At 70.9% G+C, this 11,712-nt stretch carries 12 protein-coding genes and 1 rRNA gene; 10 read left to right on the top strand and 3 right to left on the bottom strand.

Going from position 1 to position 11,712, the window contains the following annotated elements; translation table 11 throughout:
* The 9 genes from rrf to ACFWVE_RS26195 form a co-directional block, all read left to right on the top strand.
* Positions 1-95 (top strand): 5S ribosomal RNA (gene rrf / locus ACFWVE_RS26235); the annotation flags it as partial.
* A 63-nt stretch (positions 96-158) separates the two neighbouring features.
* On the top strand, positions 159-809 hold the full coding sequence (locus tag ACFWVE_RS26230) for an HAD family hydrolase (RefSeq protein WP_384018629.1): 651 nt from the start codon (positions 159-161) through the stop codon (positions 807-809).
* A 60-nt stretch (positions 810-869) separates the two neighbouring features.
* Complete coding sequence (locus ACFWVE_RS26225) at positions 870-2,099, top strand: MFS transporter (protein WP_384018626.1); 1,230 nt, start codon at positions 870-872, stop codon at positions 2,097-2,099.
* Positions 2,050-3,222: an acetoin utilization protein AcuC gene (locus ACFWVE_RS26220; protein ID WP_384018623.1), complete on the top strand. Its 1,173-nt coding sequence runs from the start codon at positions 2,050-2,052 to the stop codon at positions 3,220-3,222. The genes ACFWVE_RS26225 and ACFWVE_RS26220 overlap by 50 nt, the downstream gene beginning before the upstream one ends.
* A 194-nt stretch (positions 3,223-3,416) precedes the next feature.
* Positions 3,417-4,271 (top strand): phosphatase, encoded by an 855-nt coding sequence (locus tag ACFWVE_RS26215; RefSeq protein ID WP_384018637.1) that lies wholly within the window; start codon positions 3,417-3,419, stop codon positions 4,269-4,271.
* Between the two features lie 129 nt (positions 4,272-4,400).
* A complete protein-coding gene (locus tag ACFWVE_RS26210) occupies positions 4,401-4,613 on the top strand; it encodes a helix-turn-helix domain-containing protein (RefSeq protein ID WP_062193679.1) in 213 nt (70 codons plus the stop codon).
* Positions 4,614-4,768: 155 nt separating this feature from the next.
* Positions 4,769-4,867 carry a 30S ribosomal protein bS22 gene (locus ACFWVE_RS26205; protein ID WP_003948845.1) on the top strand — a complete coding sequence of 33 codons (99 nt, stop codon included), beginning with the start codon at positions 4,769-4,771 and terminating at the stop codon, positions 4,865-4,867.
* 148 nt (positions 4,868-5,015) lie between these two features.
* Positions 5,016-6,083, top strand: a complete 1,068-nt coding sequence (locus ACFWVE_RS26200; protein ID WP_384018619.1) for an NAD-dependent epimerase/dehydratase family protein — start codon at positions 5,016-5,018, stop codon at positions 6,081-6,083.
* Positions 6,084-6,097: 14 nt separating this feature from the next.
* Positions 6,098-7,234, top strand: coding sequence for a lysophospholipid acyltransferase family protein (locus ACFWVE_RS26195; RefSeq protein WP_384018616.1), 1,137 nt, complete (start codon positions 6,098-6,100; stop codon positions 7,232-7,234).
* Positions 7,235-7,320: 86 nt separating this feature from the next.
* Here the strand turns inward: ACFWVE_RS26195 and ACFWVE_RS26190 are convergent, their stop codons facing one another.
* The 3 genes from ACFWVE_RS26190 to ACFWVE_RS26180 form a co-directional block, all read right to left on the bottom strand.
* On the bottom strand, positions 7,321-8,577 hold the full coding sequence (locus ACFWVE_RS26190; RefSeq protein WP_384018613.1) for a DUF5667 domain-containing protein: 1,257 nt from the start codon (positions 8,575-8,577) through the stop codon (positions 7,321-7,323).
* Between the two features lie 231 nt (positions 8,578-8,808).
* Positions 8,809-9,627, bottom strand: a complete 819-nt coding sequence (locus ACFWVE_RS26185) for an ECF subfamily RNA polymerase sigma factor, BldN family (RefSeq protein WP_384018610.1) — start codon at positions 9,625-9,627, stop codon at positions 8,809-8,811.
* A 444-nt stretch (positions 9,628-10,071) separates the two neighbouring features.
* Positions 10,072-10,983: an HAD family hydrolase gene (locus ACFWVE_RS26180; RefSeq protein WP_384018607.1), complete on the bottom strand. Its 912-nt coding sequence runs from the start codon at positions 10,981-10,983 to the stop codon at positions 10,072-10,074.
* A gap of 224 nt (positions 10,984-11,207) precedes the next feature.
* Here ACFWVE_RS26180 and ACFWVE_RS26175 point away from each other — a divergent pair, with 224 nt between their 5' ends.
* A complete protein-coding gene (locus tag ACFWVE_RS26175) occupies positions 11,208-11,486 on the top strand; it encodes a glutaredoxin family protein (protein WP_384018604.1) in 279 nt (92 codons plus the stop codon).
* The last annotated feature ends 226 nt before the right edge of the window (positions 11,487-11,712 follow it).

Genomic DNA, 11,712 nt, shown 5'->3' with positions numbered 1-11,712 from the left:
AAACGCCCGGTCACATTCCGAACCCGGAAGCTAAGCCCTACCGCGCCGATGGTACTGCAGGGGGGACCCTGTGGGAGAGTAGGACGCCGCCGAACAATTCTTGCAGAGAAAGCCCCGTGCCCTTCGGCACGGGGCTTTCTGCGTTTAGGGTCGGAGTCATGCGCTATGACCTGGTTGTTTTCGACAACGACGGTGTCCTCGTCGACAGTGAGCCCATTTCCAACAGGCTTCTGGCCGGCTACCTCACCGAGCTCGGACATCCGACGTCGTACGAGGACTCCATCCGCGACTACATGGGGTCCGCCATGCACCGGGTGCACGACCTGGTGGAGGAGCGGACCGGGCAGCGGTTGCCGGACGACTTCGACGATGTGTTCCATGGCCGCGTCTTCGCCGCGTTCGAGCGGGAGTTGAAGCCGGTGGCCGGTGCGGTCGAGGTGCTGGAGGCGCTGGCGGCCGACGGGGTGCCGTACTGCGTGGCCTCGTCCGGGAGCCATGAGCGGATCCGGGTGGGGCACCGTACGACCGGGCTCGACCGGTGGTTCGAAGACGAGCGGATCTTCAGCTCCCAGGATGTGGGGCGGGGCAAGCCGGCACCGGACCTGTTCCTGTACGCGGCGGAGCGGATGGGGGTCGCGCCGGAGCGGTGTGCCGTGGTCGAGGACAGTCCACTGGGCGTCCAGGCAGCGGTCGCGGCCGGGATGGACGTGTACGGGTTCACCTCGATGACGCCGGCCGAGAAGCTGGCGGGCGCCACACAACTCTTCTCGCACCCGGGAGAGTTGCTTGGGCTCCTGAGGAAGAACTGAGCACGATTCATCTTCGGCCGGGCCTACCCACCGGTACGCCGGGGTCCTACGCTCGCCGCCATGACTGATGTGCTGCGGCGCGGCAGGGCCTCGTTGGCGTTCGCCTTCCTGGTGCAGGGAGTCGCCTTCGCCCTGCTCGTGACGCGGATCCCGGCCATCCAGGACCGGTACGGGGTCTCCGACGCGCTGCTGCCCGCCTTCCTCGCCGCGGTGCCGGTGCTCGCCGGTATCGGGAGTGTGGTGACGGAGCGCCTGGTGAAGGGGGTGCCGCCGAGCCGGGTCCTGCGGTGGTCGCAGCCGGTCGTGCTGCTGGCGCTGCTCGGGGTCGGGGCGGGGGAGCACATGGCCGGGCTGGCCGTGGCGCTGGCCGTGTTCGGGCTGGCGGTGGGGGCGCTGGACGCCTCGATGAACATGCTCGGGGTGAGTCTCCAGCGGGCGTACGGGCGCAGCATCATGCTGAGTTTCCACGCCGCCTACAGCCTGGGCGGGATCGCCGGGGCGTCGCTCGCGTGGGTGGGGGCGTACTGGCAGTTGGCGCTGTGGGTGTCGTATCTGCCGGTCGTGCTGGTGCTGATGCCGGCGGTGCTGGTCGGGAGCCGGCGGTACGTGGACCAGGAGCAGCGCGAGGGCGAGGGTGACAACTCCGGGCCGGCCGTGGAGAGCGGGTCCGGGTCCGTCGCCTTCAAGCTGCTGCTGCCGCTGTGCCTGGTGATGACGGTGGCGTACATCGGGGACTCGACGGTCTCGAACTGGAGCGCGAAGTACCTCCAAGACGTGCTGGGGAGCTCGGAGCAGATGGCGACCGTTCCGTACAACGTCTACATGGTCACCACGCTGCTGGGGCGGACGATCGGGGACTTCGGGGTGCGGCGCTTCGGTGCCGTGGCGGTGGTGCGGGCCGGGGCGCTGGTGGCGGCGACGGGGTTCGCCGTGGTCGCCGGGGCGCCGGGTGAGTGGGTGGGGATGCTGGGGTTCACGCTGCTGGGACTGGGGCTCTGTGTGCTGGTGCCGCAGACCTTCGCGGCGGCGGGGCGGCTGTTCCCCGGGGCGTCGGACGCGGCCGTGGCACGGCTCAACGTCTTCAACTATGTGGGGTTCCTGATCGGCTCTCCGCTGGTCGGGGTGCTCGGGGACGTCTGGAGCCATCGCGGGGCGATGCTGGTGCCGATGGTGTTGGTGCTGGTGACACTCGTGTACGCCAGGTCGTTCGCTTCCGAACCGGACCGATACGGTGGCGGGCATGAGCGGCCGCACACAGCTGATGTGGGACGAGGCAGTAACGGGCTATGACTTCGGCCGGGACCATCCGATGGACCCGGTCCGGCTCACGCTGACCCGGAGTCTGGTGGCAGCCCTGGGGCTGGACCGCGAGGTGGGGGTGGTCGCGGCGAAGACGGCCGGTGGGTCGACGCTGCGGCTGGTGCACCGCGAGGACTACATCGGCGCGGTGCGGGCGGCGTCGGCGGACCCTGCGGCCGCGGACCAGTCGTACGGGCTGGGGACGACGGACGATCCCGCCTTCGAGGGGATGCACGAGGCGTCGGCGCTGATCGCGGGGCAGTCGGTGGGTGCGGCCGAGGCCGTGTGGCGAGGGGAGGCGCTGCACGCGGTGAACTTCTCGGGCGGGCTGCACCACGCGATGCCGGGAGCGGCCTCGGGGTTCTGTGTGTACAACGACGCGGCGCTGGCCATCGCCCGGCTGCTGGAGCTGGGCGTCGAACGCGTCGCGTACGTCGACGTCGACGTGCATCACGGGGACGGGGTGCAGGCGGCGTTCTGGGAGGACCCGCGGGTCCTCACGGTGTCGCTGCACGAGCATCCCCGGACGCTGTTCCCGCAGACCGGGTGGCCGGAGGAGACCGGGGCGGACAGCGCGCAGGGCAGCGCGGTCAACCTCGCCCTGCCGGCCGGGACCGGTGACGAGGGCTGGCTCCGGGCGTTCCACGCCGTGGTGCCGGAGCTGCTGGCGGACTTCCGGCCGCAGGTGCTGGTGACGCAGCACGGGGCGGACACGCACTTCGAGGATCCGCTGGCACATCTGGCGGTGTCGCTGGACGCGCAGCGCGCGGTGCAGGTGGCGTGCCACGAGCTGGCGCACGAGTACGCCGACGGGCGCTGGGTGGCGCTGGGCGGTGGCGGTTACGCGGTGGTGGAGGTCGTCCCGCGGTCCTGGACGCATCTGGTGGGGATCGCGGCCGGGAAGCCGGTGGATCCGGCGACGATGATCCCCGAGAGCTGGCGGCAGGAGGTGTACGCCCGGACCCGGCAGCCGGGTCCGATGCGGATGACCGACGGCCGGTGGCCCGTGTCCTGGGCCTCCTGGGAGGACGGCTACGACCCGGCGGACCGTCTCGACCAGGCGGTACTGGCGACCCGGCGCGCGGTGTTCCCGCTGCGAGGGCTGCTGCCCTAGCCCGGCCCGCCGTACGGGGCGCGGGGCGCGGGCCCGCGCTGCCCCTGCCTCTACGCGGCGACGTGGCTCCTGCGCGGTTACGCCGACCGTGCGGTGTTTCCCGGGTTCCCGGGCGGCGCGGGTCCCGATCGCGCACGATCGCTGCCGTGCCGACCACGACCGACCCGCCCACCGGCCTCCCCACCGATCCCCCCGTGGACCCACCTGCCGTTCCGGGTGCTGACCCACCTGCCGTTCCGGGTGTCGCCGGGCTTCGTGCGCATCTGCTGGCCGCCCGGTTGTCCGGGACCGTGGCCACCACGCGGGAGGAGAGTCTGCGGAGCTACCGGCTCTTCGCCGCCCGGGACCCGCGCGCCCTGATCGGACTCGACCCGGCAGGGGTATGGGGGCAGCGGGAACTGATCGAGCTGATGGCGGTCAGGTGTGGGGTTTCGGCCGATCCCCGTCATGTTTCCGGGCATGATGTGATCGACCCGGAGCGCACTCTGGCCGCCCTGGACGTCTATGCGGAACGGATCGCGGCCGCTGCCCGGAGCGGTGCGCCCGTGCTGCTCGGCACCGGTCATCCGCACCGGCTGCTCGGCTTCTACGTCGCTCTGGCAGACGCTCTGTCGGCGGCGGGATGTGACGTCCTCACCCCGGCGCAGGGTCGCTGTGTCGACATAACGACCCGGTTCGGTCTACGTACGCACCACCTCGACTACGTACGAGGAGTCGCGCTGGTCCGGGGTGCGCCTGCCGAACGCCCCGGTGGTGAGCCCGGCGCACACACGCACTCCCCGCTCCCGGTTCGGACCGCGCTCGCCGCGGCCGCCGAGGCCGGCGGGCCGCTTCCCGGGTTGGTGATCGGAGACCACGGCTGGGCCTGCGGGGCAGGTCAGCTGGGGTTCGAGGCCATCGCGCTGGCCGATGTGAACGACCCCGCCCCGTTCGTGGGGGAGGCCGAGGGGTGCCTCTCGGCGGTCGTTCCACTTGATGACGGCGTGCGGTCCGCTTACTACCTGCCGCTGACCCGCTACGTACTCAATCGGGCGTGTCTGTCACAGTAGGCCGCCGATGGGTACACCTCTTCCCCACTCGCATCACCCGCCCCTACATTGGGGAGTGAGCACGCAACGACGAAGAGTCACCGGAAGGGGAAGCCGGTGGCCGTCGAGTGCGGAAGGTTCAGGTGTGTCATGGCTGCAGCTGGCGAAAGGCCTCTGAACGAGGTTCGGTTCCTTACCGTGGCGGAAGTCGCCTCGGTGATGCGAGTGTCGAAGATGACCGTGTACCGCCTGGTGCACAGTGGTCATCTGCCCGCGATCCGGGTGGGGCGGTCCTTCCGTGTCCCGGAGCAAGCGGTTCACGAGTACCTCCGTGAGAGTTATGTGGGGGTGGAAACCGCCTGACGGCGAGCCGGGGAGATCCGCACAAGGGCACTCACGGGCCTCCCCGGTCACCTCGATTACGACCTCAGCGCTCGGGCGGGTAGGCTAGCCCCTCGTAGGTCGTGTGGGCCCATGGCGCCCAAACACCGAGTGATGAGAAGTGAGCGAGGGTAGTCGTGGGCTCTGTTATCAAGAAGCGGCGCAAGCGGATGGCCAAGAAGAAGCACCGCAAGCTGCTCAAGCGCACGCGCGTTCAGCGTCGCAACAAGAAGTAAGCGACGACGCGGAAGCGTGTTCAGTGGCCCCCCACCGCATTGGTGGGGGGCCACTGTCATCACAGGGGTCGGGCGCGTGGCGCGGGCAGGGCGAAGCCAGGCGTAGGCAGGGCGTAGGCAGGGCGAAAGCAAGAGGAAGGCGCTGGTCTTGGGGAAAGTCGTGCTCGTGACCGGAGCGGCCCGTCCGCTGGGAGGCCGTTTCGTCCGGCGGATCCTGCGTGATCCGGACGTGGACCGGGTCGTCGCCGTGGACGCGGTCCGGCCCGCGCACCACCTGGGCGGTGCCGACTTCGTCCAGACCGACATCCGGCAGCCCACCGTCGCGCGCGTGCTCGCCGAAGCCGGAGCCGACACCGTCGTGCACCTCGACGTCACGGGCACGCCGCTCGCCAGCGGCAGCCGGACGGCACTCAAGGAGACCAACGTCATCGGCACCATGCAGCTGCTCGGTGCCTGCCAGAAGTCCCCGGGAGTCAAGCGGCTGGTCGTGAAGTCCAGTACGAACGTCTACGGCTCCGCGCCCCGCGACCCGGCGGTCTTCACCGAGACGACCCCGCCCAAGTCCCTGCCCAGCGGCGGCTTCGCGAAGGACACCGTCGAGGTCGAGGGCTATGTGCGCGGCTTCGCGCGCCGCCGCCCGGACGTCGCCGTGTGCGTGCTCAGGTTCGCCAACATCCTGGGCCCCGCCGCGGACAGCCCGCTCGCCGAGTACTTCTCGCTGCCGGTGCTGCCGACCGTGTTCGGCTACGACCCGCGGCTGCAGTTCGTGCACGAGGACGATGTGATCGACGTCCTGCGCCTCGCCTCGTACGAACCCCGGCGCGGCACGCTCAACAGTGGCACCTTCAACATCGCCGGGGACGGTGTCCTGACGCTGTCCCAGTGCTCCAGGCGGCTCGGCCGGCCGACCGTGCCCCTGCTCCTCCCGGCGGTCACCTGGGCGGGCTCGCTGGTGCGTACGCTGGGGATGTCGGACTTCTCACCCGAGCAGATCCGGCTGCTCACGCACGGCCGGGTGGTGGCGACGGACCAGATGCGCGAGACGCTGGGTTTCACGGCGACGTACACGACAGCAGAAACGTTCACGGACTTCGTGCGCAGCCGCGGCCCCGGGCTGCTCCCGCCGGAGGCCCTCGCCGGGGCCGTCGACCGGATCGCCGCGCTGCCCCTGCCGGGCACGGGCAGCGGTCACCCCCCGAAGCAGAGCGCCAACTGAGGAGCGCAGCAACGATGGCGGACGCCAAGGTCATTCCGTTCGACGACGACCGCTCCCGCGGGGGCGCGGGGGGAGCCGGGGGCGCCGCGCAGCGCCCGTCGCGCCGCCGGGGTGCGGGAAACCGGCGCCAGGGCGCGGGGGCTGCCGGGATGGGCGACGTCCAGCCCCTGCCGGGGCGGGCGTCCGCCGGGGACGATGCCCCGGTGCCCCCTGAGTCCCGCGAGCCCCGTGAAGCCCGTGCAGAGCATGACGACGGTGGTGCCGCGTCCGGCGTCGGCCCCGGTGCGGAATCCGGTTCCGGGGACGAAGGCGGCGGCCTGGAGCAGCGGGTCGCGAGCGGGCTGGCCTTCCTGCGCCGCCGGCTCACCGGGGACTACGCGGTCGACGACTTCGGCTACGACGAGGAGCTCACCGACCAGGTCCTCATGTCCCTGCTGCGCCCGGTGTACGAGAAGTACTTCCGGGTCGAGGTGAAGGGCGTCGAGAACATCCCCTCCGAGGGCGGCGCCCTGATCGTCGCCAACCACTCCGGGACGCTGCCGCTGGACGGCCTGATGATGCAGGTCGCCGTCCACGACAACCACCCCGCCGACCGGCATCTGCGGCTGCTCGCGGCGGACCTGGTGTTCATGCTGCCGGTGGTCAACGAACTCGCCCGCAAGCTCGGTCACACCCTGGCCTGCGCCGAGGACGCGGCACGGCTGCTGGAGCAGGGGGAACTGGTGGGGGTGATGCCGGAGGGCTTCAAGGGCCTCGGCAAGCCCTTCGCCGACCGCTACAAGCTGCAGCGCTTCGGCCGCGGCGGCTTCGTGTCCACGGCGCTGCGCGCGCGGACGCCGATCATCCCGTGTTCGATCGTCGGGGCCGAGGAGATCTACCCGATGATCGGCAATGGCAGGACCATCGCGCGGCTGCTCGGGTTCCCGTACTTTCCGCTGACTCCGACCTTTCCGTGGCTCGGCCCGCTCGGCGCGATCCCGCTGCCGACGAAGTGGACCATCCAGTTCGGCGAGCCGATCCACACGGAGAGCTACCCGCCGGAGGCGGCCGAGGACCCGATGCTGATGTTCAACCTGACCGACCAGGTCCGGGAACAGATCCAGCACACCCTCTACAAGCTGCTGGTGCAGCGACGGTCCGTGTTCTTCTAGAAGACCCGTACGTGGTGGGTACGTGACGGGGCGGGTTCCCCGGCCACCGGGGAACCCGCCCACCCGCGCGGTCGCTCCGCCGCGCCCTACTCCCCGTCCTCGCTGTCGATGCCCAGCCCCGGCAGCAGACCGGGGAGGAGGGGCGGGAGCGTGACGTCGGGCGGGGCCGGCGCGGTGGGGCCGCCGTCGGCGGGCGGCGAGGTGCCGGCCCCGCCGCTCTCCTCGGGCGGGTCGAGCAGCCCGCCGGTGGTGCCGTCGAGCAGGCCCTCGCCCTTGTCTCCGGAGTCGGCGGACCTGCTGGGGTCACCGCTGCCGGTGCCGTCCTCGTCGGCGGAGCCGTCGGTGCCGGTGCCGGGCGTCCGGAAGCTGTCCGTACCGGACGGCCCGCTCGGCGTGGACCCGGAGTCGCCGCGCCTCCGGCTGCCGTCGCCGCCGCCCTCCCGGACGGAGGGCTCGGGAAGCAGGGACTGCAGCGGGGCGACGTCCTCGTCTATGGCGTCGAACACCGACGAGACCTGCTCGCTGACGTCACCGAGCTGCGGCGGCAGCCGGTCGCGGAGGGATCCCCAGACCTGCCGGTGCGCGTGCGAGAAGGAGGAGAGGGCCCGCATGGGGCCGAGGGAGTCCGGGTCGTGCCGGTACGCGTCACGCAGCAGCCGATGGCCCTCGGACGCGTCGTGCCGCATGCCGGCCAGGGCGCGGCGGATCTCACCGAGGGACTCGTGGTCGAGGTCGCCGCTGCGGCCGCGCTCCATCAGCCGGCGGGCCTCGCCGAGGCGGGTGGAGGCGTGGTCGAGGAAGACGCGGCCCCGCTCGTCGTTGCCGTCGGCCAGGCCGAGCTTGACGTCCTCCATGCCGCGCTTGAGGCCGTAGAGCGAGTCGCCGGGCAGCGCGTCGGAACTGGCGGCGGCGACTCCGCCGAAGGCGCCCGCGGCCACGGTGACGCCGAGTCCGCCCGCGGTGAGGCCCTTGGCCAGGCGTGAGCGCGGTCTCAGCTTTCCCAGCGGGGTTGCCCGGTGTGCGCCCCGGGCGCGGCGTGAACGCTGGTCGGGTACGGACGGATCCGCTGTCTCGCCCTCGGCGGCGCCTTCTTGGAGCATGGCCTCGAACGCGGCCACCAGTCGGGCCCGCTGGACGACCTTGACCTCGGGATCCAGCTCCGGCCTGGGCAACTCGCCGAGACCGGCGGCCAGCGTGAGCAGCCGCGCCTGTTCCGTCTCCGCAGCGGCCGGAGCCGGGGCCGATCCTTTGGACTGTTCGGCCGCCGTGCCCCGATCGGACTGCTCCTCCAGGGCCTGGGCGAAGGCGTTCGCCCGCCGGTGCGCCGATACGTTCGCGATCACTGGCGGCACCTCCTCTCGTCATGACGGTCGACTCCCCAGGGGGTTCTGAGGGTTCCACCCCCTGACCATGTCCACACGATCGGGTGATCGGAGTCGGTCGGGGATTGACCACAGGGAGCCTGTATCCCGCACAACGAGCGGCACGGCGCATGGGTTACGTGCACCGGCGTGTGGGTTCGGGAAGTCAACGGAGTGTCACCCGGGGCGCGTTGCCCGTCACTGATGGTGACGCTAGCGCGTGTCCTCGGGGAGGAGCCGCGCGAGGGTGCGGACGGCCCGGTACTGGAGGGTCTTGATCGCTCCCTCGTTCTTGCCCATCACGCGGGCGGTCTCCGCGACGGAGAGACCCTGGAGGAATCGGAGCGTGACGCATTCGCGCTGTTGGGGGTTGAGACGTCGTACGGCATCGAGGAGGGCGGCATTGGACAGGTATTCGAGGACGGAGTCCTCGGGGGACCGCGCCACCTCGTTGGCGTCGAGCATCTCCCCGGTGGTGACCTCGAGGCGGAAGCGGCTGGACTTGAAGTGGTCGGCGACGAGATTGCGGGCGATGGTGACGAGCCAGGCGCCGAAGTCGCGCCCCTGCCAGGTGAAGGTGCCGATGCGGCGCAGTGCCCGCAGAAAGGTCTCGCTGGTGAGGTCCTCGGCGGTCGCCTTGCCGCCCACCCGGTAGTAGATGTAGCGGTACACGGTGTCGCTGTACTGGTCGTAGAGCCGTCCGAAGGCGTCGGCCTCGCCCGCCTGGGCGCGTTCCACGAGCTCCATCATTCTGGCGCTGTCGCTGTCCGCGGCGGGACGGCGGGCGGTGGTGGCGCCGGACGACCGTCCGCCCCGGTGTCTTCCCACCGCGGCGCTGTCGTCGGCGAGGGCGTAGCAGGGACCGACGGGCGTGTCGGCGGCGGTGGGGCAGGGGCCGGCGGGTGCGGGGACGGCGTATGCGGGGACGGCGTACGCGGTGGGGACGCAGCCGCGCAGCAACTCCCGGGCCGCCGTGACTGCTGTGCGCAGTGCGGTCAGGCCCGGGTCGTCAACCCCGACGTGTGGGTACACGGGACTCCCAGAGGCAGAGCTTCCATCACGTGCAGTGCGGAACCTTTCACCCGTCGTAGCGACGGAGGGGTACCGGTTTGCGTCTGAGGAGAATAACGCTTCGTGAAGGCCTTGCTACGCCGAGTTGTCGAAATCGTCGATTCCGTCGTTTCGGTGACCTGTTGACGTTCGTTCAGGCATCCGACGGTGACCGAATATTGACCGAAATGCTTCGCATCCCGGTTCGGTGCGGACGTGTTGTGGCCGTGTGCAGCCAAGAGGACTGGACAGCGGGGTTGCGGGGTACGGCAGTTGGATTGGCCGGGTTCGCGGGCGGGGTGCCACTTTCGCTCCCCGCTGATCGGGCCGGCGGCCGTACGGGTGTCCGTCACCGAGGGGTTGACCGGGTGACAGGGGGTGACAGGGGGTGGCGGGGACGGCAGGGGTGGCCGGGAGCGGCCGGCGTCAGCGCCGGCGTCGATGCATCGCGATGGCCGCGGCCGTGCCGCCGGCCACCGCGCCCACGCCCGCCGCCGCGGGGATGCCGACCTTCGCCGCCTTGCGTCCCGTGCGGTAGTCCCGCAGGCGCCAGTCCTCGGTGCGGGCGTGCTTGCGCAGCTTGGAGTCCGGGTTGATCGCGTACGGGTGACCGACCAGCGAGAGCATCGGGATGTCGTTGTGGGAGTCGCTGTACGCCGCGCAGCGGTTCAGGTCCAGGTTCTCCGCGGTCGCCAGCGCGCGGACGGCCTCCGCCTTGGCCGGGCCGTGCAGCGGCTCGCCCACCAGTTTGCCGGTGTACACGCCGCCGATGGACTCGGCCACCGTCCCGAGTGCTCCGGTCAGGCCCAGTCGGCGCGCGATCACCTGGGCGATCTCCACCGGCGCCGCCGTGACCAGCCACACCCGCTGGCCCGCGTCCAGGTGCGCCTGTGCCAGCGCCCGCGTGCCCGGCCAGATCCGCTCGGCCATGTACTCGTCGTAGATCTCCTCGCCGATGGACTTCAGCTCGGAGACCCGGTGGCCCTTGACGATGGAGAGCGCGGAGTCGCGCGCGTCCTGCATGTGCTCGGGGTCCTCGACGCCGGCCAGCCGGAACCACGCCTGCTGCCACGCGAACCGGGCGAGGTCGCGCGTCTCGAAGAACTTCCGCTTGTACAGGCCCTTGCCGAAGTGGAACAGGGCCGCGCCCTGCATCACGGTGTTGTCCAGGTCGAAGAACGCGGCAGCCCGCTCGTCACCGTGAACCGGGAACTCCGGTTCGCGGTCGGAAACTTCCTGGGTGGACTTGCGTGCTGCCTCCGCCGAGGCCTCGCCTGCCAGCACGCTTCGTGCCGTGGCGGGGCGCCTACGGGGAGTGAGCCATCCGGGAGCGGCCATGGCGTGAGCATAGCCAGTCCGTCCGGCAGTTCCGGAGTCGAGAGGTTTGGACACCGTGAACTCTGCACGTCCGTGTCGTTAAAGCACCCCTCCCGGCCCACCGGGGGTCGCGCCGGCGGGCCGGACCGCAGGCCGCTTCGCGCGCCGTTCCGTACGCCGTTTCGTGCACCGCTCCGCGTCCCGGTGGCCACAGGGGGGTTCCCCTCTCCCGCCGCGGGGCGAGAATGGGCGGCATGAGTCCGCTCTTCCGCCGCAAGGCTCCGCAGGATCGTCTCGTCACCCTCGTGGGCAAGCCGGGCTGTCATCTGTGCGACGACGCCCGGGCCGTGGTGGAGAAGGTGTGCGGTGACCTCGGGGTCGCGTGGGAGCGCAAGGACATCACCCAGGACCCGGAACTGCACGAGCAGTACTGGGAGCAGATTCCCGTCGTCCTCGTCGACGGCCGCCAGCACACGTTCTGGCGCGTCGACGAGGGCCGCCTCCGCAAGGCCCTGGCCGACTGAGGGTGTGACTGACCAGTCAGTACAAAACGGCTGGAAAGTCGCTTAGGATCGATGGCGACCAGGTCTCGGGGGCGGGATAGGCAGAGGAGAGTGTGCGGTTTTGCCCCCAGAACAAAGGGAGCCAGGGTGCTCGTGCACCGGTTCCGTGCGAGCGCGCCGGGGGCGCGTGACCCCGGTCACTTTGGGCGGACAAAACGGACACCATCTTTGTGCACGCGTTCACAAA

Source organism: Streptomyces sp. NPDC058632, from assembly GCF_042717095.1.
Lineage (GTDB): Bacteria > Actinomycetota > Actinomycetes > Streptomycetales > Streptomycetaceae > Streptomyces.
This window is presented reverse-complemented; position numbering and strand designations above follow the sequence as displayed.

What these genes read in the sequence shown, in the direction of transcription:
- ACFWVE_RS26230 (WP_384018629.1), top strand. Translation starts at nt 159, where the DNA reads ATGCGCTATGACCTGGTTGTTTTCGACAACGACGGTGTCCTCGTCGAC.
- ACFWVE_RS26225 (WP_384018626.1), top strand. Translation starts at nt 870, where the DNA reads ATGACTGATGTGCTGCGGCGCGGCAGGGCCTCGTTGGCGTTCGCCTTC.
- ACFWVE_RS26220 (WP_384018623.1), top strand. Translation starts at nt 2,050, where the DNA reads ATGAGCGGCCGCACACAGCTGATGTGGGACGAGGCAGTAACGGGCTAT.
- ACFWVE_RS26210 (WP_062193679.1), top strand. Translation starts at nt 4,401, where the DNA reads ATGGCTGCAGCTGGCGAAAGGCCTCTGAACGAGGTTCGGTTCCTTACC.
- ACFWVE_RS26195 (WP_384018616.1), top strand. Translation starts at nt 6,098, where the DNA reads ATGGCGGACGCCAAGGTCATTCCGTTCGACGACGACCGCTCCCGCGGG.
- ACFWVE_RS26180 (WP_384018607.1), bottom strand. Translation starts at nt 10,983, where the DNA reads ATGGCCGCTCCCGGATGGCTCACTCCCCGTAGGCGCCCCGCCACGGCA.
- ACFWVE_RS26175 (WP_384018604.1), top strand. Translation starts at nt 11,208, where the DNA reads ATGGGCGGCATGAGTCCGCTCTTCCGCCGCAAGGCTCCGCAGGATCGT.